At 66.6% G+C, this 21,613-nt stretch carries 19 protein-coding genes; 7 read left to right on the forward strand and 12 right to left on the reverse strand.

Translation table 11 applies throughout. From position 1 onward, the window contains the following. Nucleotides 1-65: 65 nt before the first annotated feature. The 3 genes from SJY40_RS07780 to rpmG form a co-directional block, all read right to left on the reverse strand. Nucleotides 66-605 carry an NTP transferase domain-containing protein gene (locus SJY40_RS07780; protein WP_378944673.1) on the reverse strand — a complete coding sequence of 180 codons (540 nt, stop codon included), beginning with the start codon at nucleotides 603-605 and terminating at the stop codon, nucleotides 66-68. Beyond that, nucleotides 602-1,429: an XdhC family protein gene (locus tag SJY40_RS07785; protein WP_378944676.1), complete on the reverse strand. Its 828-nt coding sequence runs from the start codon at nucleotides 1,427-1,429 to the stop codon at nucleotides 602-604. The genes SJY40_RS07780 and SJY40_RS07785 overlap by 4 nt, the downstream gene beginning before the upstream one ends. A gap of 168 nt (nucleotides 1,430-1,597) precedes the next feature. Further along, a complete protein-coding gene (rpmG, locus tag SJY40_RS07790) occupies nucleotides 1,598-1,765 on the reverse strand; it encodes a 50S ribosomal protein L33 (RefSeq protein WP_022707377.1) in 168 nt (55 codons plus the stop codon). A gap of 254 nt (nucleotides 1,766-2,019) precedes the next feature. Here rpmG and SJY40_RS07795 point away from each other — a divergent pair, with 254 nt between their 5' ends. Then, a complete protein-coding gene (locus tag SJY40_RS07795; RefSeq protein ID WP_378944678.1) occupies nucleotides 2,020-2,481 on the forward strand; it encodes a (2Fe-2S)-binding protein in 462 nt (153 codons plus the stop codon). A gap of 1 nt (nucleotide 2,482) precedes the next feature. Then, on the forward strand, nucleotides 2,483-4,657 hold the full coding sequence (locus tag SJY40_RS07800) for a molybdopterin cofactor-binding domain-containing protein (RefSeq protein WP_378944681.1): 2,175 nt from the start codon (nucleotides 2,483-2,485) through the stop codon (nucleotides 4,655-4,657). Nucleotides 4,658-4,691: 34 nt separating this feature from the next. Here SJY40_RS07800 and SJY40_RS07805 read toward each other — a convergent pair whose 3' ends face one another. The 8 genes from SJY40_RS07805 to SJY40_RS07840 all read right to left on the reverse strand — a co-directional run bounded on the left by SJY40_RS07805 (nucleotide 4,692) and on the right by SJY40_RS07840 (nucleotide 14,351). After that, nucleotides 4,692-5,642, reverse strand: coding sequence for a diguanylate cyclase (locus tag SJY40_RS07805; protein WP_378944684.1), 951 nt, complete (start codon nucleotides 5,640-5,642; stop codon nucleotides 4,692-4,694). Next, the gene (locus SJY40_RS07810; protein WP_378948318.1) at nucleotides 5,639-7,084 is read right to left on the reverse strand and encodes a response regulator; all 1,446 of its coding nucleotides are present in this window, start codon (nucleotides 7,082-7,084) and stop codon (nucleotides 5,639-5,641) included. The genes SJY40_RS07805 and SJY40_RS07810 overlap by 4 nt, the downstream gene beginning before the upstream one ends. Further along, on the reverse strand, nucleotides 6,975-8,462 hold the full coding sequence (locus SJY40_RS07815; RefSeq protein WP_378944687.1) for an ATP-binding protein: 1,488 nt from the start codon (nucleotides 8,460-8,462) through the stop codon (nucleotides 6,975-6,977). The genes SJY40_RS07810 and SJY40_RS07815 overlap by 110 nt, the downstream gene beginning before the upstream one ends. Further along, a complete protein-coding gene (locus SJY40_RS07820; protein ID WP_378944690.1) occupies nucleotides 8,459-8,830 on the reverse strand; it encodes a hypothetical protein in 372 nt (123 codons plus the stop codon). The genes SJY40_RS07815 and SJY40_RS07820 overlap by 4 nt, the downstream gene beginning before the upstream one ends. Before the next feature lie 136 nt (nucleotides 8,831-8,966). Then, nucleotides 8,967-11,108: a GumC family protein gene (locus tag SJY40_RS07825; RefSeq protein WP_378944693.1), complete on the reverse strand. Its 2,142-nt coding sequence runs from the start codon at nucleotides 11,106-11,108 to the stop codon at nucleotides 8,967-8,969. After that, nucleotides 11,105-12,229 (reverse strand): glycosyltransferase family 4 protein, encoded by a 1,125-nt coding sequence (locus SJY40_RS07830; protein WP_378944696.1) that lies wholly within the window; start codon nucleotides 12,227-12,229, stop codon nucleotides 11,105-11,107. Before SJY40_RS07830 ends, SJY40_RS07825 begins: the two co-directional genes overlap by 4 nt. A gap of 56 nt (nucleotides 12,230-12,285) precedes the next feature. Further along, on the reverse strand, nucleotides 12,286-13,428 hold the full coding sequence (locus tag SJY40_RS07835) for a glycosyltransferase family 4 protein (protein ID WP_378944698.1): 1,143 nt from the start codon (nucleotides 13,426-13,428) through the stop codon (nucleotides 12,286-12,288). Further along, nucleotides 13,425-14,351 (reverse strand): glycosyltransferase family 2 protein, encoded by a 927-nt coding sequence (locus SJY40_RS07840; RefSeq protein ID WP_378944700.1) that lies wholly within the window; start codon nucleotides 14,349-14,351, stop codon nucleotides 13,425-13,427. Before SJY40_RS07840 ends, SJY40_RS07835 begins: the two co-directional genes overlap by 4 nt. Nucleotides 14,352-14,631: 280 nt before the next feature. Between SJY40_RS07840 and SJY40_RS07845 the strand changes: the two genes are divergently transcribed. From SJY40_RS07845 to SJY40_RS07865, 5 genes are all read left to right on the forward strand, one after another. Continuing rightward, nucleotides 14,632-15,912 carry an O-antigen ligase family protein gene (locus tag SJY40_RS07845; RefSeq protein WP_378944702.1) on the forward strand — a complete coding sequence of 427 codons (1,281 nt, stop codon included), beginning with the start codon at nucleotides 14,632-14,634 and terminating at the stop codon, nucleotides 15,910-15,912. Nucleotides 15,913-16,104: 192 nt separating this feature from the next. Next, a complete protein-coding gene (locus SJY40_RS07850) occupies nucleotides 16,105-16,932 on the forward strand; it encodes a WecB/TagA/CpsF family glycosyltransferase (protein WP_378944704.1) in 828 nt (275 codons plus the stop codon). Beyond that, nucleotides 16,929-18,254 (forward strand): sugar transferase, encoded by a 1,326-nt coding sequence (locus SJY40_RS07855; RefSeq protein WP_378944707.1) that lies wholly within the window; start codon nucleotides 16,929-16,931, stop codon nucleotides 18,252-18,254. Before SJY40_RS07850 ends, SJY40_RS07855 begins: the two co-directional genes overlap by 4 nt. Nucleotides 18,255-18,286: 32 nt before the next feature. Further along, a complete protein-coding gene (locus SJY40_RS07860; RefSeq protein WP_378944710.1) occupies nucleotides 18,287-19,324 on the forward strand; it encodes a UDP-glucuronic acid decarboxylase family protein in 1,038 nt (345 codons plus the stop codon). After that, the gene (locus SJY40_RS07865; protein ID WP_378944713.1) at nucleotides 19,321-20,508 is read left to right on the forward strand and encodes a glycosyltransferase family 4 protein; all 1,188 of its coding nucleotides are present in this window, start codon (nucleotides 19,321-19,323) and stop codon (nucleotides 20,506-20,508) included. Before SJY40_RS07860 ends, SJY40_RS07865 begins: the two co-directional genes overlap by 4 nt. 66 nt (nucleotides 20,509-20,574) lie before the next feature. Here SJY40_RS07865 and SJY40_RS07870 read toward each other — a convergent pair whose 3' ends face one another. Beyond that, nucleotides 20,575-21,231, reverse strand: coding sequence for a LuxR C-terminal-related transcriptional regulator (locus SJY40_RS07870; RefSeq protein WP_378944716.1), 657 nt, complete (start codon nucleotides 21,229-21,231; stop codon nucleotides 20,575-20,577). Nucleotides 21,232-21,613 lie beyond the last annotated feature (382 nt).

A 21,613-nucleotide genomic window follows, 5' to 3' on the forward strand; every position in this document is an offset into this window, starting at 1 on the left:
TGCGTCCCGCGACGGCAGGGGGATTTGGCATCCCCCGGACCCCCTGCCCTCGCGCCCTTGTGGCGTCAGTTGGTCAGATCGTGGCGGGTATCGATATCGATCAGCAGGTCGGGCGCATGCACGAAGGCGTCCTGCGGCAGATCACGCAAAAGGCGGCCAGCGCCTTGGTCGCCTTTGAGCGTTGCAAGTGCAGGCAGCTTAGACCGCGGAAAGCAGGCGGGGGGAAGCGCGGTCGATCCGTCGTGACTGGCAGCGATGGCATCGTCCCGCGCCAATTTCAGCACGGCATCCAGATGCGCGGTCGTGACAAGGGGCATGTCGGCAAGCGCGATCAACAGACGGTCAGGGTCGCCGACGGCGGCCAATCCGGCCCGCAAACTGTCCGATTGCTGACCCTGTTCGATCCGGATGATGCGAAAGCCCTGCAGATGTGCTGCGACGGCGTCGTTGGTGACGACGGCAACGCGATCGTCCAGATCAGCGGCGCGCATGGCATCGGCGGCATATGACACCAGAGGCCGCCCGCGATATCCGGCCAGCAGCTTGTCTTCGGGTCCGAAACGTCGGGATGCGCCCGCGGCCAACAGCAGGCCGGTGCGGATCATCCGAAACGGACCTCGTATTCCGAAAGAACCTCGGTCAGGGTCGATGCGGCGATCAAGCGCGGATCGCGGCCCCGTGCAACAACGCCGATGGGGCCACGCATCCGGTCCAGATCTTCGGGCGCGACCCCCTCCAGCGTCAGGGACTGCAGGCGGGCGTTCTGCGCACGTCGCGACCCCAAGGCACCGACGTAGAAGGCCTCGGATGCCAGCGCACGTTTCAAGGCGGGCATTTCCCGGTCATGATCGTGGAACAGGGTGACAACGGCGCTATGGGCATCGGGTTTGGCTTCGGTCCCCAAGGTCGGGAAGCCCAAGGCGGCGACCAGCTGGGTCAGGGCCATCGCCTCATCGCCCTCACCGTGGATCTGGAAGGCGGGCGGCGGCGGCAGGGTCAGCTGGAAGCCCTCTCCCTGTGCATCACGCTGCGGCTTGCCGGTCTGCAGATCGACGTGCCAATGCCCCGTGCGCCGCCGGATCCGGTCGTCCCAGATCGAGGACAGCCAATCGGCACAGGGCGCATGGATCAGTGCGATCCTGACCTGCCCACCGCAGGGCAGCGGCAGATCAATCGGCCCCCCCTCGCCATATGTCAGATGGGTCACAGGCTCGGTCCGGTCCAGATGCGCGGCGATATCGGCATCGATGCAGCCCGCGCCAAGGCGTCCCACGCGTGCCCCATCCGGCCACAGGGCCATCATCGCGCCCGGCCGCCGCGGGAACCCGCCCTTGGCGTCTATCAGCATCGCCAGCGACCCGCCGGGGCGGGCCAGCAGCGATTTCACGGGGCAGTCGGCGGCGGCTGAGACAGGCAGGGTCATCGTCATGGTCGTAATCCGGATGCGGGGAACAGACAAGGCAACGCTGCCCGCCCGTGATCGGATGCAACAAAAGCACCGCCGCAAGCATTTTCAACCGGCCCCTGCCTGCAGATGCGAAAAGGGCCGCGATCCTTGCGGACGCGACCCATTTCGAAACGGTCTGAAAAGCAGATCTTACTTGATCTTGCCTTCCTTGTATTCGACATGCTGACGAACGACGGGATCGTACTTACGCACGGTCATTTTTTCCGTCATCGTGCGGGCGTTCTTCTTGGTCACGTAGAAGTGGCCAGTGCCGGCGGTCGAGTTCAGCCGGATCTTGATGGTGGTCGGCTTCGCCATGTGTATCGCTCCTGCTTCGGGGCAATCGCGCGCCGCAAACCCCGTGGAATTCTTAATGAAGCCGCCTTTTATCCGTCACCACGCCAGAGTCAACCGGCAAAGCGCGAAAAACATCAACGCAGGCCCGAACCGCGCCTGATAGACGCAGAAAAACGGGCACCCATGTTCAAACGCATGGCCCTGTGGCACACTGCGCGCTGGAATGCGGCCAAGGACTGCCTTTGCCCCAGGATCACCGCACAGAGGATAAAGACATGCGTGAATTGCGCTTGAACGGAAAGACCGTCAAGGTCGAGGCCGAAGACGGCACCCCTCTGTTGTGGGTGATCCGCGACGAACTGAAACTGACCGGCACGAAGTTCGGCTGCGGCGTGGCGGCCTGCGGGGCCTGCACCGTGCATCTGGACGGCGAACCGACCCGGTCCTGCCAGACCTATGTCGAGGATCTGGACGGGGTCGAGATCACCACCATCGAGGCCATGTCCGACGATAAGGTCGGCGCTGCCGTGCAGCAGGCCTGGACGGAACTGGACGTCGTGCAATGCGGCTACTGCCAGTCGGGCCAGATCATGTCCGCCGTGGGCCTGCTGGCCAGCAACCTCAAGCCGACGGCTGAAGAAATCGACACGCATATGTGGGGCAATGCCTGCCGCTGTGCCACCTATCAACGCATCCGCGCGGGCGTCCAGCGCGCCGCCGAAATTCTGGAGGCGTAAGATGACCATCCGCATGACCCGTCGCGGCTTTATCGCCACGGCCGCAGCCGCCGCTGCTGTCCTGTATGTCGGCATTCGCCCGAATGGCGCGCTGGCCGCCAGCAGCGACGCCACCGCGCTGAACCCCTTTGTCCGCATCGACGCCGATGGCCGCGTCACGGCCATCATCAAGCATTTCGAGATGGGCCAAGGCCCCTCGACCGGTTTGACCACGCTGATCGCCGAAGAACTGGGCGTGACGATGGACCAGATCGGCTTCGAATTCGCGCCCTCGGACCCGCAGGTCTATAACAATCTTGCCTTTGGCCCGATGCAGGGCACGGGCGGCTCGACCGCCATGGCCAACAGCTTTCTGCAATACCGCAATGCCGGCGCCGCCGCGCGTCAGGTATTGATCGACGCCGCCGCCGCCGAATGGGGCGTCGATGCGGCTGGCTTGAACATCGTGGACGGGCAGATCACCGGTGACGGCAAATCCGCCCCCATCGCCGATTTCGTCGCCGCCGCCGGCGCCCTGCCCGCCCCTGCCGAACCGCGCCTGCGAACACCCGACGAATGGCGGCTGATCGGCAAGGAAGGCGCGGTCAAGCGCAAGGACACCCCCGCCAAGATCAACGGCACGGCGCAATTCGCGATGGACATGCAGCTGGACAGCCAGCTGGTCGTCGTCATCGCCCACGCACCCCGCATGGGGGCCACGGTGGCGTCGGTGGATACCAGCGGTGCGGATGGCATGACCGGTTTTGCGATGGCCAAGGCCCTGCCCGATAATTCCGGCGTGGCGGTTTTTGCCAACACCACATGGCAGGCCATTCAGGCGCGCGACGCGATCACGGTCGAATGGGACAATTCGGCGGCGGAAATGCGGTCCTCGGACCAGATCCGCGACGAATTGATCGCCGCCGTCGATGGCGCCAGCACATGGGCCCCAATGGGCGATCAGGCGCAGGTCGCCGCCGCCGTGGACGGGGCGGCAAAGGTCATCGACCAGACCTTCTATTTCCCGCTGCTGGCCCATGCCCCGATGGAGCCGCTGACCTGCACCATCGAACCGACCGCCGACGGCGGCGTCATCCTGCACGACGGGTCGCAGTTCCCGACATTCGGCCATATGACGCTGGCGCAGGTGCTGGACCTGCCGATGGAGAAGGTCGCCATCCGCACGGTCATGGCGGGCGGGTCCTTCGGGCGGCGCGCCAACGGCACCTCGGACTATAACCGCGAATGTGCGATGGCGTTTTCGCTGACCGACCGCAGCCGTCCGGTGAAACTGGTCTGGACCCGCGAAGACGACATCAAGGGTGGATACTATCGTCCCGCCTTTGCCCACCGCGTTCGCGTCGGTCTAGACGATCAGGGCGGCATCATCGGTTGGGATCACCGCATCGCGGGCCAGTCGATCATGAAAGACACCGCGATGGAGCAGATGGCCGTCAAGAACGGCGTCAACAATTCCTCGGTCGAGGGGGTGGCGGATACGCCCTATGCCGTGCCGTCGATGTCGGTCGGCCTGTCGGATGTCGAAAAGGCCACCAGCGTCTTGTGGTGGCGGTCGGTGGGCCATTCCCACACGGCCTATGTCATGGAAAGCATGATGGACATGATTGCGCAGGAAACCGGGACCGATGCGCTGGCGCTGCGTCTGTCGATGCTGCCCGGCGAAACGCCCGAACAGACCCGCATGGCGGGTGTCCTGCAGCGCGTGGCGGATATGGCCGACTGGTCCAACGCCGGCGATCGTGCGCTTGGGCTGGCGGTGCATCATTCCTTCGGCAGCTTCGTCGCGGAAATCGCGCAGGTGTCTGGCGGCAAGGACGCACCCGTCAAGATCGAGCGCGTCTTCTGCGCCGTCGATTGCGGCATCGCGGTCAATCCCGACGTGATCCGCGCCCAGATGGAAGGCGGCATCGGCTTTGGCATGGGCCATGCCATGCGCAACCAGATCACCCTGACCGAGGGCGAGGTCGATCAGTTCAACTTCCCCGATTACGAACCGCTGCGCATTTCCGACATCGGCGCGATGGAGGTTCAGGTCATCGCCTCGGGCGAGGCACCGACAGGTGTGGGTGAACCGGGCGTGCCGCCCGCAGGTCCGGCACTGGCCAACGCCATCGCCCGCGCAGGCGGTCCGCGCGTCACCGAACTGCCGATGATGACGCAGGTCGATTTCGTCTGATTGCAACGGCCCGACGCCGCGCGCGTCGGGCCATCTAACCCGCGGCGCGGGTCCGGTCGGGCAGTTGCAGCAGGCGCGGCGGTTCGATCACATGGCCGGTGACCTGGTTCCGCCCGGTCCGCTTGCCTTGATACAGCATCGCATCCGCGGTCGAGATCCACAGTTCCATCGACAGATCTGAGGCGCTGCGCCCCGTGGCGACGCCGACGCTGATGGTGACGACCGGGCTGACGCCCGACCCCTTGTGGGGGATGCCCAGATCCTCGATCCCCTGCCGGATCTGTTCGGCGACCTCAAGCGCGCCGTCATGGTCGGTGCGTGGCAGGATGCAGGCGAATTCCTCGCCGCCATAGCGCAGACAGACGTCATCGCTGCGCCGCATGGCGTCACGCAGGGCATGGGCCACCCGGCGCAGGCAGCTGTCGCCTTCAAGATGACCGTAAAGGTCGTTGAACTGCTTGAAGAAATCGATATCCAGCATGATGAAGGACAGCCATTCGCCCTGCACCGACAGGCGATGCAGCTGCGATTGCAACAATTCCTCCAGCAGGCGGCGGTTGCCAAGACCGGTCAGCGCATCGGTTGTCGCCAGCGCCGACAGCTGATCGCGCATCCGCTTCAGCTCGATGTGGTTGCCGACGCGGCTGCGCAGCTTGATCGGCTGGATGGGCTTGGTGACGTAATCGACGGCGCCCGCCTCGAAGCCGCGTTCCTCGTCCTCGGGTTCGTCGAGGCCGGTGGTGAAGATCACCGGGATCGCACAAAGAACCGCGTCCTGCTTCAGCAGGCGACAGACGGCATGGCCGTCCATTTCCGGCATGACGATGTCCAGCAGGATCAGGTCCGGTCGTGCGTCCATCGCCACCTGCAGCGCGTCGCGACCGGACCTGGCAAAGCAGATCTCATAGTCGTCCTCCAGCACGGCGGCCATCATTTCGATGTTGGCGATCTCGTCGTCGACGATCATGATGACGGGTCGGCTCATGTCGCGGCCCCCTTGTTGTCGTTGCGGGGATCGGGCTGCATCTGGTCCAGCAGCAGAGCGGCGCGGGTGTAATCCAGCTGCGACAGCGCGACCATCAGCGGATGATCGGCACGTGCCTCGGCGGTCAGGCCAAGCGCGTCGGCCAGCGCGTGAAAACCGCTGCGCGCGGACAGGCTGCTGCGGCGGATTTGCTCGCGCAGCGCCGCGATGGCAGGTTCGGTGTTCGCCGTGACAGCGGCCGGCGGCATCGGCACGGGCGCAACATGCGGCGCATCAAGGCTGCGGGCGGCGGCGATCGCCGGGGTCAGCGCCTGCGAAAGCTGCGCGATCAGGTCGGGAACCCCGGCCGCATCGCCGCGATTCAGCGCCGCTTCGATCCGGCCCGCAATATCGGGAATACCCGTCAGGCCAAGGGAGCCGGCCACGCTTTTCAGCGTATGCGCGCAGATGCTGGCCTCATCGGGGGCACCGCGATCGATCATGTCGCGCATGCAGGCGCCGATGCCGTCATAGGTGCGGCCGAATTCGACGATCAGACGCCGCAGCAGCGCCGCCTTGCCGTTCATCCGGTGCAGCGCGGCGGCCAGATCGAAGGGCGGCAGGCTGTCGGGCAGATCGCCTGTAACCGGTTTCGGCAGGGCCACGAGTTTGGGCTTTTCGACCGGTGCAACGGCGGGCAGCCATTTCGTCAGCGTCGCGATCAGCAGCGCCGGATCGATGGGTTTCGACAGGTGGTCGTTCATCCCGGCCCCCAGACACCGCTGGCGTTCCTCGTCATAGGCGTGGGCGGTCAGGGCGATGATCGGCAGCTTGGTCGCGCCGATCGTCTGGCGGATGCGGCGCGTCGCCTCGACCCCGTCCATATGGGGCATCTGCACGTCCATCAGCACCGCTGCATAGCTGTTTGTCCGGTCCAGCACCATCTGGCAGGCCATGATGCCATCGCTGGCGACATCGACCTGCAGGCCGGCATCGGACAGCAGTTCTGTCGCGATTTCCTGATTGATGGGGTTGTCCTCGACCAGCAGCACCCGGTGCCCCTGCAGCCCGCCCGGCAGCGCCGGCAGGGGCGCCTGCACCGCCGATGACATCACCTGCCCCGTGGTGCCGGGGAACAGCTGGTTCAGCGTCTCAAGCAGGTAATGCGGGTCCAACGGCTTGCGCAGCACGCCGCTGATGGCTTGGCGGTCTTCGTCCAGAATCATGTCGTCGATGCAATAGGCGGTCACCATCAGCGTGATCGGCATCAGGGACAGCCGCGTGCTGTTGCGCATGGCGCGCACGGTCTGCAACCCGTCCATACCGGGCATCTTCCAGTCCAGCAGCACCAGATCATAGGGACGTCCGGCCACGGCTTCGCGCTCCAGCAGGGCCAGCGCCTCGGGGCCCGAAGACACCAGATCGCCCGTCAGCCTCCAACGGTTCAGCAGTTCCTGGATGATGTCGCGCGATGCGGGGTTGTCGTCGGCCACAAGGATGCGCAGCGCGCGCAGGGCCGCATGGGGATGCGCCACCGCCTGCGCTTGGGCCGAGGCCAGCAGCCACACCCGGAAGGTGAAGACGCTGCCGATGTCGGGCATGCTGTTCAACGGTAATCGCGCCGCCCATCTGTTCGACGATCTGCCGACAGATCGCCAGTCCCAGCCCCGTCCCGCCAAAGCGGCGCGTGGTCGAACTGTCGGCCTGGGTGAAGGATGCGAACAGCTTTTGCTGCTGTTCGGGCGTCATGCCGATGCCGCTGTCGCTGACGGCGCATTCGATGCAGATGCGGTCGCCGTCGCGTTCCGCCAGCCGCACGGCGATCGAGACACGGCCTTCCTCGGTGAACTTTATGGCGTTGTTCAGCAGGTTCAGGATCACCTGGTTCAGACGCAGCTCATCGCCCACGACCAGCACCGGAACTTCGTCCGCGATGCGCATGCGGATGGTCAGATTGCGGGCATGGGCGCTTTCGGCGACCAGCTGCACCTGCCCAGAGATAGCCGCCCGCAGGTCGAAATCGCGTGCTTCCAGTTCAAGGTTCCCGGATTCGTTCTTGGAAAAATCAAGGATGTCGTTGATCTGACGCAGCAGCGATACGCCCGCGCTGTTCAGCTTGGTCACGTGATCGCGCTGGCGTGGCTGCAGGTCGCTGCGCTGCAACAGGTGGCTGAAGCCCAAAATCGCGTTGATGGGCGTGCGGATTTCATGGCTGACATTAGCTAGGAACATGCTTTTGGTCCGGATAAATTCCTCGGCCACGCGGTTGCGTTCTTCCAGCGCCAGGCTGCGGGCGACCAGCTCGTCGCTCATGACGCGGATGCGGGCAAAGGCGGTGCGGACCTTGTCGGTGACCCAGATCAGCACCGACATCTGAAACAGCACGATGGTCGCATGCAGAAGGACGCGGGCCAGATTACCCTCGCCCGGGAAGACGGCGACGGGCAGGACATACAGCAGCAGCAGGTGATGGATGGCGATGCCCGTGGCCGACAGGACCAGCGCGCTGCGGTCGAACCAGGCGATGTTCAGCGCCATGACCGCAAAGAAATACATATGCATGTCCATCTGCCAGGGATGGCCCGCGAAAAGCACCAGCAGAAACGCCGGCTCCCCGATCAGCGCGATGCCCGCCAGGTTGCGCGAGATGCGAACGTTGCCAAAGCGCCGCCACGTCAGGTGATACAGCGCCGCCAGCGACCCGCCCGAGGCCACGGCAAGCCATACCGGCATGACGCCGTTCCATGCCGCCGCCGCCGCCAGCACGGGCACATGCGCCCACAGCAGCCAGACAAGCATGCCGCCAAAGCGTTCGCGCAGGATCTGGATTTCATCGGTCACGGGCGCACCCCCCGATCATCGGTAAAGCACCCCAGCAGCCGTGACGACGGCAGCACCGCCCAGGCCCCCTGCGCCTTCATTGCGCTGCGGAAATCCGGGTCATCGGATGCGGCGATGGCGATGCCCGGCAGACCGCCCAGGCCCACTACGCCGCCGCCCGCACGATAAACAAGGTCGGTCAGCTGTCCGCCCCCTGCCCCCGGTGCCAGCACCAGATATTGGCCCTGAACCGGGGATGCGACCAGCGTCGCCACAGCCAGCGCCACGATCCCCGCCAGCAGCAGCGCCAGCGCGGGTGCGAAATCAATCCAGCTTGCGGGCGCTTCGCCCATCGGGCCCGTCGCGTACCCGTTGCGTATATCCGACATGTCACGTCCCTGATGCTGCCTTATGTGCAGTCTAGTTCAGGGGACTGTCTGATGTCTTAACGCGCGCCCTTTCCAAGGCCACTGAACGCTGACGTTTCAATTCAAATGCCAGCTAACCAAGGGTCGCCAAGGGGCCTCAGCCGATGGGATAGACCCGCGACCGCCCCGCCTGTCCCTGCGACAGCTGCGCGGCAAGTGGCGCGTCGCGGAAACCGCTGCGGGCGTGACGGCGCAGGTTCACGCCCACCAGCGCCATCAGCACGCGCGCATCGCTGGCGGCGATCAGGCGTTCGGCCGAAAGGCGGGCCAGATGGCGTGGCGTGCGTCCCCATGTCGAAACCAGCAGCGTCCGCGCGGTCATCACCGCCAGTTGCAGCGTCACCCCCGATGCCAGCGCGGCGGGCGCGTCGAAGATGACGACGCTGTCGCTGTAGCTGCCGTGATCCAGCAGCGACCGGATGCGGTCCTCCAGCGGCGTGGTCGGTGCTGCGCCCATGTCGTCCAGCCGGACCAGCCGCAGCATGGTGCCGTCGTCCTTGGGGGCGTGCTGGGCCGGTTCCGGCAGGCCCGCGGCGGGGTGGCAATCGACCACCAGAACGCGCCGTCCCATGCCGTTCAACCCAAGCGCCAGCGCCGAGGCGGTCGCGGTCGCATCGCCTTCGCGGCCCGCGGGGCAGACCAGAATGCTTAATGGAACGGTCCCGCGCGATTGCGACTGGATCATCACCAGCATCGACCGAAGGGCATTGGAAAACGGATGCTCCGGGCTGGTGCGGATCAGGCGGGTCAGGTTGCGCGCCTCGCGCTTGCGCAGGCGGGGCAGCATGCCGACGGGCACGGTATCGCCGGTCAGGCGCAGCTGGTCGCCGCTGCGGGTGCTGCGGTCCAGCAGTTCCGACAGACCCACGGCCATCAGCGCGGCAAAGCCTGCCAGCACGATCGTCAACGCCAGATAGACCTTGCGCCCGCGTCCCTGCGGGCCCAGTGGCGGCGTGGCGGGCGAGAGGACCTCGACCTTGATGGCGGGGATGTCGGCATCCTCGCGCAGGGCGCGCTGCTGGTGTTGCAGGCGAGCCAGGGCCTCGGCCTCGGCTGCGACGCTGCGCAGCATGTCGGCCAGCTCCAGCTCGGCGACGTTGCGTTGCGACAGCCCGCCCTGCGCCTGTTCCAGCTGCGCCTGTACCGCGTCCATGTCGGTCTGGTTCGCCTCGAGCGCCGCCCGGACCGAGGTGCCATAGACCTCGGCCCCGCGCCTGATCTGGTCGCGGGTGGTGGCGATGCGTTCCTCGGTCAGGTCGATGCCGCCGTATTGCGTGCCGTATTTCGCCTGCCGTTCGGCCAGCGCGTGCTGCTGTTCCTGCAACCCGTCGCGCAGGGCGGTCAGGTTTTCGGGTTCCCCCGGCAGCGGCACCAACGGCATGCGGTCGGTGTCGGGGATCATCGCCAGCGTCGCCGTCAGCGATGCATGCTGCTGTTCCAGCTGATCACGCCGAGAGGTCAGCGCAATGACCGTCTGGCTGCTGGCCGAGCCGCCGGGTGTCGCCGTCAGCCGGTTGCGCCGCTGAAATTCGCGGGCGCGCGCCAGTTCGTCGTCATAGGCCTGCTGTTGCTGGACGATGCGCGGGCGCAGCCAGTCCAGCCGGGTCTGCAGCTGATCGCGCTGCAGGTCGTTGCGCTGGTCGATATAGGTCTGGACCGTCAGGTTGGCGACATCGGCGGCGCGCTGCGGATCGCCTGCCATGAAGGCCAGCGCGACGACATCGGGCGCCCCTTCGCGCCGCACCCCCAGACGCGATGCAAAGGCGTTCAGCCGCTGCTGCGTGCGGTCCACGACCTTGGGCGCCTCGGGCGGCGGCGATCCGATCCATCCGCGCAGCTGCGTGACGATGCGGGACGCAAGGCCCGGCTGTGCGGGCGCCAGTTCGGGCATCTGCGGCAGGTCCAGCCGGTCGATCACCGCCTGGATGTTCTGCCGCGAGGTCATGCGCTCCAGCTCGGTCTCCAGGTTGAAGTCGCTGGCCTCGTCGCGGGGCAGGTAATCGGGCTGGGTCATGATCAGCCGGGTACTGGCCACATATTCCTTGGGCATCGCCATGATCAGCGGCACGGACGCCGCCGTCAGCCCGATGGTGATGGCCGCGATGGGCAGGATGCGCCGCCGGATCAGCCCGAAGAGCGCGGTCCATTCGATGGCGACCCCGTCCCCCTGATCCTGTGCCGCGGCCTGTCGCGCGCGGGCCCCTTCGGTTCTGATGCGGGTGGGAAACTGGTCGTTCATGCCATCTCTCGCTTGGAAAGGGGTGGGGCGACAAGGTCGTCGTGCAGGTCCGACAGGCGGTCGACATAGCCGCCGATCTCCATCCGGGACAGGAACAATGCCCGCCCCGCATCGGCCAGCCGCTGCCGCAGCGCCGGGTCCGCGATCAGCTGCGCCAGCGCATCGGCCAAGGCGTCCGCATCGCCGACGGGGACGAAGAGGCAGGTCCGGTCGTGGGTCAGCACTTCGTCATGGGCGCCGACGCGGGTGGTGACGACGGCCATGCGATGGGCCAGCCCCTCGATCACGGCCATGGCCATGCCCTCGGCATGCGAGGGCAGCACAAGGATATCACCGGCGTTGCAAAGGGCGCGGGCGCGGGTCTGGTCGATCCAGCCGGGGATCTGCACGCGATCGGACAGCCCAAGTTCCGCCACCTGCGCGCGGATGTCGTTCAGCGGGCCATCACCGGCAAGCGTCGCGGTCCATGGCACATCCCGCATCTGCGCCAGCGCCGACAGCAGTTCCGGCACGCCCTTGCGCGCGCCCAGCTGGCCCAGAAAGACGATGCGGCAGGGATCGCCCGACGGCGCCCGTGCCAAGGGACGCGGGTCGGGCACGCAGTTTCGCAGCACCGTGATGCGATCCGGCGTGACGCCCAGCAAGTCGCGCACCGTGGCCTGATCACGCCCGCCCAGCACGATGACGCGCTGAGCCCGGCGGAACATGCGGCGGATGGCGGCCCGTTGCCATTCAGGGCGGCGGGCCAAGTCGGCGGCATAATCAAAGTCGTGCAGGTGCAGCACATGCCCCTGCCCCAACAGCCGGGCGACCCGCGCCAGAATCAGCTTGCGCGCGGTGCTGCCCCGCCCCGCGACATGCAGGTGCTGCAGCCGGTCGCGACCCGCGATCCTGTCGCCGATCATGGCCAGAACCGCCCCCGCCAGCATCAGCCCCGACCGCAGGGGCCGGAACCGCAGGCCGCGGGTGTCCTGAACCCGGTGGCGATGCGGCGCGGGATCGGCCTCGATGACATAGCCCGCCAGCCGCCCGATGCCGCCACCATGTTCGCGCCCCCCCGCGATATGGTGGCGCACGATGCAGGGGCTGCGACCCTGTCCGGGCTGGTCTGAGCGGGTCATCTGGTCATCCTGTCGCGTTGGGCTTGTTCCCCAGTGTGGGCCTGCGCCGCGCGAACTCAATCTGGCCGCCTGATACGGGGGGCATCCGTTCGGTCAAGGGCATGACCCCTTTGGCGGATGCGGTCGTAAAGGGCCACCATCTGTGCACCCACGCGGTCGGGGCGCACGGGGCCGTCGGCCCATGCGGCGGCCCCCTGCGCCAGACGTTCGCGCAGGTCGGGATCGTCGTGCATCAGGGCGATGGCATCGGCCAGCGCCGCGGGGTCGCGCGGCGGCACGACCAGTCCGGCCCCGGCGGCGCGGACGGTGCTGCCCAATTCGCCGACATCGGTGACGACGACCGGCTTGCCGAAGGTCGCCGCGATCATCAGCACCCCGCTTTGCGAGGCCTCGGAATAGGGCAGCACCACCACGTCGCAGTCGTGAAACAGCCGCGACGCCTGTTCGTCGGGGATGAACCCGTGGTGGATCAGGTAGCGCGCCGGATCGCCCATCAGGTCGCGCAGATCGTTCGGATCATCGCCCCGCCCCGCCAGCACCAGTTGCAGATCGGGGATGCGGTCGCCCAGCAGGGCCTCGGCCCGCAGCAGGTCGTCGACCCCCTTATAGGCGAACATCCGGCCAAACAGCAGCACCCGCAGCCCCGGACGTGGCGGCAGCGCAGGCAGATCGCGCGCAGCATCCGCATAGCGGGTGATGGTGGGATGGGGCACGACGTGCACCCGCGCGGGCGGCTTGCCGAAGCGTTGCGCCGCAGCATCGCGCAGGCCCGCCCCGTGGACCAGCAGGTCGTCCGATTGCCGCGCCATCATCCGTGCGCCCCAATCAGGCAGTTGCAGCGTCTCTCGGTCGCCCGGATGGGGGGTGACATCATGCACCGTGGTGATCAGAGGCGCGTGACGACGCAGCAGCGGCGCGATGGCATTCAGCCAGACGGTCGTATTGCTGAGGACATGGATGACATCGGGCCGAGCCCGCCGCACAAGCCGCATCATCCGGCCCAGCAGGGCAAGGTTGCGCAGCGACCGCGTGCGGGGCCAATCCATCAGTTGCAGATCGACCGCCGGGTCCAGCCAACGTTCCAGCCCCCGATACAGCCGCGCAGGCGCGATCAGCGTCACCTGCGCGTGGGCGGCCAGCCCGTTGGCGCAGGCGATGGTGTGATCGACGGGACCGGGGGCGATCAGCAGGACCCTCATGCCGGATCGACCGTCTGGCGCAGGCGCAGGGTGCGCAGCGCGTCCCGCCCCCGGCGCAGCACATGCGGTTCGCCCGCAAAGCGCAGCCCGCGCAGGAACAGGCGCGCCCGCTCGGCCGGGCCAAGCGGGCGCAGGCGCGATGCCGCGACGCGGTGGGGGAAATGATCGGCCATATCCAGCTGCCAGCCCAGATCGCGGGCGGTCAGAAAGGCGTTCAGCTCTTCGACGGTGGCTTCCCAATGGGCCATGCGACGGCGCAGCATCGGCGCATCGTCGCTGGCGCGGTGCCACGTATTGTTATGGATGCGGTATCCGCCCAGCACCTGCGGCAGGGCCGCCACCGGAAAGACGAAGGGGATCGCGCCGACCAGCCAGGCATCGGCGGAGATGCGGAACCGTGCGGGGATCACGCCGACGCAATTCCAGGCCTCGCGCCGGACCGAGATGGCCGAGGTCATCGGAAACGGCCAGACCCCCGCCGATCGCGCCATGCGCGGGGCGACATCGCCTTGGCACAGGCTGCGCGGGATCGGCGGGCCAAGGGGCGCATCGTCGTTCCCCGTCGGCTGCAGCCGGTGATAGACCAGCCCCAGTTCCGGCTGTCGGGCAAAGGTCCGGGCGATGGTCGCCAGCTTGCCCGGCATGAACCAGTCGTCGGCGTCCAGAAAGCACAGGATCGCCCCCCGGCTGGCCGCGACCGCCGCGTTCATCGCCGCCGCCTGCCCTTGGTTGCGTTGAAAAACTGCGCGCACCGCGTGACCGTAGTCCGCGATCACCTGCCGGGAATTGTCGGTCGAGCCGTCATCGACGACGATCACCTCGAAGCTGACGCCCTGCTGGGACAGCGCGCTGTCGATGGCCCGCGCGACATAGCGGCCATAGTTGTAATTGTTGATCAACACGCTGATTTCCGGTGCTGGCATCGGCTTCTCCGGCTTGGAAAACATGAGGGGTGCGGGAACAGGGTCCGCCACAGGCCTGCCTGAAACCCTAAGCGACGGGGGGCCTGCCGCGACAGCGGTCCAAATGGCGCCGCGACGGCGCCTGCGGCACCTCCGAAAGGTGAAGGGGCGGTGGGGGTGGTGCCACTTTGGGCCATGGGGATGGCCGATGGTGACCAGTGCGGCAGGCTTGGCCGCGGCGCTAGTCTGGGGCCATCGCCCGTCCCCCATCCGGGGCGGGCCTGCAACCCCGGGGCCCGCCATGACCGCAGCGACCGATCATCCCAGCCATTTTACCGACCACGGGTTCGCACGACATCACCCCGCACGACTGGCCGGGCTGGCCCCGCAGCTGGCGGTCTGGGTGACGCTGGTGATCCTGTCGGGGGCGCTGCTGCCGCTGCTGGCGACATCGGGGGCGGTGCTGGACGACAGGGCGCGGTCGCTGCTGCGCCTCAGCGTGCTGCCGATCTATGCCACGACGATGATCCTGGCGCTGCGCCACGCACAGGCGGTGGCCAGGTCGATCCTGCGCAGCGCGCCGCTGCTGGCGCTGGTCGGCCTGCAGTTCGCATCGGTGCTGTGGTCGATCAGTCCCTCGATCAGTCTGCGCCGGGCGGTGGCGCTGGCGATCACGCTGCTGTTGTCGCATGTGCTGGCGGTGGTCTTCACGCCGCGCCAGCTGCTGTGGCTAGTGGCCAGCGCGCTTGGCACCTGCATGCTGGCCAGCCTTGCGATGATGGGGCTGTCGCCGTCGCTGGCCTTCGTTCCCGATGAGGGCGTGCTGCGGGGCATCTATCAGAACAAGAACGTCCTGGGCTGGGGGGCGGGCATCGCCACCGTGGCGGGGGTCATTCTGGCCTGCGACCGGGGCGGCGACCGGCGCAAGGCGGGGGCGATGATCGCCGTGGTCTCGGCGGCTTGTCTGGTGATGTCGCAATCCTCGACGGGGCTGCTGGCGGCGGCGGGGGCGCTGATCGTGGCGGGGTTTCTGGTGCTGCTGGGGCGGGCGCGCGGGCTGGGACGGGTGCTGCTGCTGGTGGGTTTCATGGTGGCTGCGGGGATGACGCTGATCTTTCTGGGCCTGCTGCTGGTTCCCCTGCTGGAGGCTTTGGGCAAGGACGCCACCCTGACAGGCCGCGTGCCCATGTGGCATCTGATCGACGCCCGCATCGCCGACCGGCTGTGGCTGGGCCACGGCTATCAGGTCTTCTGGACCATGGGCAACCAGGAGGCCTGGGTGATCTGGGGCCAGATCGGCTGGCTCAGCCCGCATGCCCACAGCGGATACCGCGACATCCTGCTGGGGACGGGACTGGCAGGCGCGGCTCTGACGGCATGGACCATCCTGCGGGCCGTGCGTGGCGGCGCGCGGCTGTCGCTGCTGCGGTCGGGCCAGGGTTGGCTGTGGCCCAGCGTCTTCATGGCGCAGATCCTGATCCTGAACCTGACCGAGAGCACCCTTCTGGCGCAGAACGACCTGCAGTGGACGCTGATGGGCACGATGATCGCCCTGACGGCCAACCACGGTCGCCGAACCTGACACGGCTATGCGCCGGGTCAGGTGGTATCTACGCCTTTGGGACAGGGTCCGACCAAAGGGTTACCCCCCTGCCGCCCCGAAGGACGCTTTTGTCGGCACCCCCTGCCCCACGCGGCCCGAACGGCCAAGTATCTGCGCAACCCGCGCAGGCTTAGTTTCGGACCTGACGATCAACCCAAACGGGGGCGCAACATGACGACCGACCACGTCCGGCAAGACCCGGTGAAGACCACGAACGTCCTTGGACTGCGCGTCGCCGCGCTGACCCGCAAGGGCGCCGTTTCGCGGATTCTGGCGGATGTGCGGGACGGGCGACGCGGATATGTCTGCGTGTCCGGCGCCCATAGCGTCATCGAATGCCGCACCGACCCGGATCTGGCACGCATCCACAACCAAGCCACGTTGACGGTGGCCGACGGGATGCCGCTGGTCTGGGCGCTGCGCGGCGACGGCCACAAGGACGCCGAGCGTATCTATGGCCCCGACCTGATGCTGTCGGTCATCGATGCCAGCCAAGACAGCGGCATCGGGCATTTCCTCTACGGCACCACGCCCGAGGTGCTGGACCAGCTGCAGGCGAACCTGCAGCGCCGCTTTCCCGGCGCGCATGTCGTGGGCAGCTTCGCGCCCCCCTTCCGCCCCCTGACCGCGGATGAGGAAACCGACATCGCCCGCATGATCGACGACAGCGGCGCGGGCATCGTCTGGGTCGGCATCGGCTGTCCCAAGCAGGAGCGCTGGATGGCGCGGATGCGCGACCGGCTGCAGGCGCCGATGCTGATCGGCGTCGGCGCGGCCTTCGATTTCCACGCCAAGGGCAAGCTGCAGGCACCCGCCGTCATGCAGCGCAATGGTCTGGAATGGTTGTTCCGCCTGGTGACCGAGCCGCGACGGTTGTGGCGACGCTATGCCCGCACCGTGCCCGCCTATCTGCTGTTGCGCGGATTGCAACGCAGCGGCCTGCGCCGTTTTCCCGTCGCCCATGACCCCGATCACATGCCCCACAGGATGCAGCCATGATCAGTTCGGACAGATTGCAGGGAACTCCGGTCACGGCCTTCGGACCCGAAGGCGACCGCAGGACACGCGCCGCCCTGTCGCGCAATGCCGGCATGGTCCTGACCGAAACCGTCGTTCTGATGTTGGCCATGCAGATCACGTCGGGATTTGCGCCCGCATCCGCACTGATGCCCGCCGCGATCACGCTGCTGGTAGTGCGGCTGATGATGGGGCTGGTGCCCGGGCGCGGATTGCACCCCCATGAGATCATGCGCCGCAGCGTCGCCGCCGTGCCGATCGCGGCGGGCATCTGCATCATGCTGCCCGCGCTGCAGGGCGAAACGCATCACGCCGTGGCCATCGCGCTGTTCCTGCTGGTGGCGTTGGTGCTGCAATATCCGGCGCGGATGGTGGCGCTGGCGCTGTTGCACCGGGCGGGGCTGTGGACGATCAACGCCCATGTCATCGCCGACCCTGATATCTCGCCGCTGATCGAGACCTTCTTCCGCCGCAACTGGCGCTATGGGTTGATGCCCGACGCCAGCCGTCCGGCCTCGGTCGCGCTGGTGGCCGATGATGCGCTGGCCCGCCCCGAGGCGCTGCCCGCCAGCTATGCCCAGGTCTTCGTGCTGGCCGATACGCCGCAGCTGCGCATCTCGGGGCTGCATGCCGCGAACGCGGGCGGCGCCATCGGTCTGCGGGTCAAGCATCTGCGCCCCGGCATTGGCGCCGACTGGTTGAAGCGCGCCATGGATCTGGCCATCGCCGTGCCGATGATGGTGATCGCGCTGCCCTTCATTGCGCTGGCCGCCCTTGCCATCTGGATCGTCGATCCCGGCCCCGTCTTCTATGCCCAACCGCGCGAAGGGCTGAACGGCCGCGTCCTGAAGGTGCTGAAACTGCGTACGATGTATCGCGACGCCGAAACCCGGCTGCAGGATCTGCTGCAGACCGACCCCGCCGCCCGCGCGGAATGGGCCACCCATTTCAAGCTGAAGAAGGACCCCCGCGTCCTGCCCTTCATCGGCTGCTTCCTGCGCCGGTCCAGCATAGACGAGCTGCCGCAGCTGCTGAACGTCATCATGGGCGGCATGAGCGTCGTCGGACCCCGTCCCTTCCCCGAATACCACCTGGCCGCCATGCGCCCCGAGTTCCGCCGCAAGCGTTGCAGCGTGCCGCCGGGCATCACCGGGCTGTGGCAGATCTCGGAACGCAGCCAGGCCGACATCGCCCAGCAGGAACAGCTGGACGCCTTCTACATCGACAACCGCTCGGTCTGGCTGGACCTGTCGATCCTGTTGCGCACCCTGCCCGCCGTCATTCTGGGGCGCGGCGCCTGCTGACACCAATCCCACGTTTCTGGAAAGGACACGCCATGTTTCGAAGCAAACGCATTCTTGTCACCGGGGGCGCAGGGTTCCTTGGGTCGTTCCTCTGCGACAGTCTGCTGGCCGACGGCCACGAGGTGATCTGTCTGGACAACTTCCACACCGGGTCGCGCACCAACGTCCAGCATCTGCACGGCCACCCCCGGTTCGAGATCATGCGTCACGACGTGACCGTCCCCATCCACGCCGAGGTTGACGAGATCTTCAACCTGGCCTGCCCCGCATCGCCCGTGCATTACCAGACCGACCCGGTGCAGACCGTTAAGACCAACGTCCACGGCGCCATCAACGTGCTGGAACTGGCGCGGCGGCTGAAGGCGCGGATCTTCCAGGCCTCGACCAGCGAGGTCTATGGCAATCCGCTGGTCCATCCGCAGGTGGAAAGCTATGCGGGCAATGTGAACCCCATCGGCCATCGCGCCTGCTATGACGAAGGCAAGCGCTGTGCGGAAACGCTGTTCTTCGATTACCATCGCCAATACGGGGTCAAGATCCGGGTCGCCCGCATCTTCAACACCTATGGCCCGCGGATGCTGCCCGACGACGGGCGGGTCGTGTCGAACTTTATCGTGCAGGCGCTGCGCGGCGATCCGATCACCATCTATGGCGAAGGCCAGCAGACGCGGTCCTTCTGCTTCGTTGACGACCTGATCCGCGGGTTCCGCGCGCTGATGGATGCGCCCGACGACGTGCTGCTGCCGATCAACCTTGGCAACCCGTCGGAATTCACCATCCGCCAGCTGGCCGAACTGGTGATCGAGATGACCGGATCGCGGTCGCGCATCGTCTTCAACCCGCTGCCGCAGGATGACCCGCAACAGCGCAAGCCCGACATCTCGCGCGCGGCGGAACAGTTGGGATGGCAACCTGCGGTGTCCCTGCGCGAGGGGCTGACCCAGACCGTCGCCTATTTCGACCAGATGCTGTCGCAGCGGGTGCACAGCCATGTCGCGGCCTCGGTGCCGGTGCAGAACGGCGCGCGGATGCTGGTGAACGGCTTTGCGGCCAGCCGGGGTCTGGCGTGAAACTGCTTGTCTTCGCCCACCGGTTGGATCTGGGCGGGACACAGGCCCACGCCATCGAGATGGCCGCGCGTCTGCGCGACCGGCATGGATATCAGATCGTCTTCCATGCCGGCGCAGGCCCGTTGCAACAGATGATGGACGACCACCGGCTGCCGCTGGTGGTATCGCCCGACGCCCGCTTCCAGCCATCTCTGGCACGGATGCGGGTGCTGCGCGAACTGGTGGCGCGCGAAAAGCCCGACCTGATCCACGCATGGGATGCCTGGCAGGGGATCGAGGCCTTTTGCGCCGTCCACATGACCATGCAGGTGCCGCTGATCATCAGCGACATGGGCATGACGCTGTCGCATATGCTGCCGCGTCAGGTCACGACGACCTTCGGCGTGCTGGCCGTCCAGCAGCAGGCCCAGCAGCAAGGCTGGCAGAGATCTGCCCATCTGCCGCTGCCGCTTGATCTGAACCGCAATGCGCCTGATGCGATCGACCGGCAGCAGGCGCGCGATGTCATGAGGGTGGGTCGGGACGACCTGCTGATCGTGGCCATGGCCCGTCTGACCCACAGCATGAAGGCGGAATCGCTGCTGCACATGATCGAATGCCTGCGCCGTCTGGGGCGTCAGCTGCCGCTGCGGTTGGCGATCGTCGGGGATGGCGGTGCGCGCGCCGAGCTGCAGCATATGGCCACCCGTGCCAACCGCGAATTGGGCCGCAAGGCGATCAGCCTGCCCGGCGCGATGACCGATCCGCGACCCGCCTATGCGGCGGCGGATATGGTCATCGGGATGGGGGCCTCGGCGCTGCGGGGGATGGCCTTCGGCAAGCCGGTGATCGTGACCGGAGACCTGGCCTTCGCGCGCCTGTTCGATCCCGGCACCGCCGAGTGGTTCACCGCCAACGGGCTGCACGGGGTGGGCGACGATGACGACGGCTACGCGATGCAGCGGCTGATCGTGCAGTTGGCCACCGACCCGCAGCTGCGCGACAGGCTGGGCCGCTTCGGGCGTGACCATGTCACCCGCCACCACGATCTGGACCGCCTGTCGGATGATTTCGCTGCGCTGTGCCGCACGGCGCGCGATGTGCCGCCGCAGCCGACTGTCGGCGGCGCGATGCGTTCGGCGGTGATCTATCTGCGCGAACGTCGCTTTCGGGCGTCCTGCTTCCGGGGCCTTGGCGAAACCTGATCCGACCGCCCATGAAAAAACCCCGACGCCGGTGGGCATCGGGGCTTCGTCACCGTTCCAGCGACCTTAATGCGCCGTGGAACCGTCCTTGTCGCCCGTGCCGATCAGGCTGTTCAGACGCTGCGCCGCCTGCGTGCGGTTGGTCGCGTTGACCTTGCGCATGATGTTGCGGATGTGAACCTTGACGGTGCTTTCACACAGGTTCAGCTCATAGGCGATGGTCTTGTTTGCGGCGCCCCGCTGCAAGGCACGGGCGACGGCCAACTGGCGTTCGGTGAAGTGATCCTCGGAATCATCGGTGCTGTGCTGGTTGGCGGCCAGCGCCTTGCTGAGCGTCACCAGACTGCTGCGCGGCAGATAGGTGCCGCCCGAATGGACGATGCGGATGGCCTCGACCACATCGGCGAATTTGCCGTCCGGCGGCACGAACCCCGCCGCCCCGCAGGCGATGGCCGCCAGCATGGATTCCAGATCGGTCTGATCGGCCAGGATGATCACGCGGCAGGCCCCCGCCATGCCGATGACACCGTTGACCTCGGCCGCCGTGCGTTCATCCAGCAGCGACCCATTGCCGATGTTATATAGGATAACCTGATTGTCGCCTTCGACGTGACCTGCGCGCCACGCCTCGATCGAGGCGTGGCTTTCGATCACCGCGCCTGCGCGATACGCCTCGAGGCAGTGGACGAAGCAGTCGCGCGCCAAGGGACGCGGATCGACCACCACCACCTGCGGCTGAACCTGCGCCGTCCAGGCCCTGTCGCCTGTCTGTCGCTTTGACGCATCCGGAACTGGCGGATTTTCATCATTGGCTGAATACCGATGCAACATTTAAAAAATACCCCACGATTACTGGCAACAGCATTAGGTAAGTAAGAATATCCAATGCGTCACGATTTACCCCGGCAAGAATTGCCCGCCGCCCCCCGGCTTTGTACGCAAACATTCAAGAATATGATAAAAAAGAATTTTAGCGTACAAAGCCAGGGTTTGGCCCCCTCGCAATCCAGAATTTACAGGCTGGGCCATATGTCCAATATGATTACGATCAAGTTTACCTACCCGAAAGTGTAAATAAGACTTGGCTTTCGGCAATAATCCGCCA

Source organism: Paracoccus sp. R86501 (assembly GCF_042466435.1).
In the GTDB taxonomy this organism is placed as follows: domain Bacteria; phylum Pseudomonadota; class Alphaproteobacteria; order Rhodobacterales; family Rhodobacteraceae; genus Paracoccus.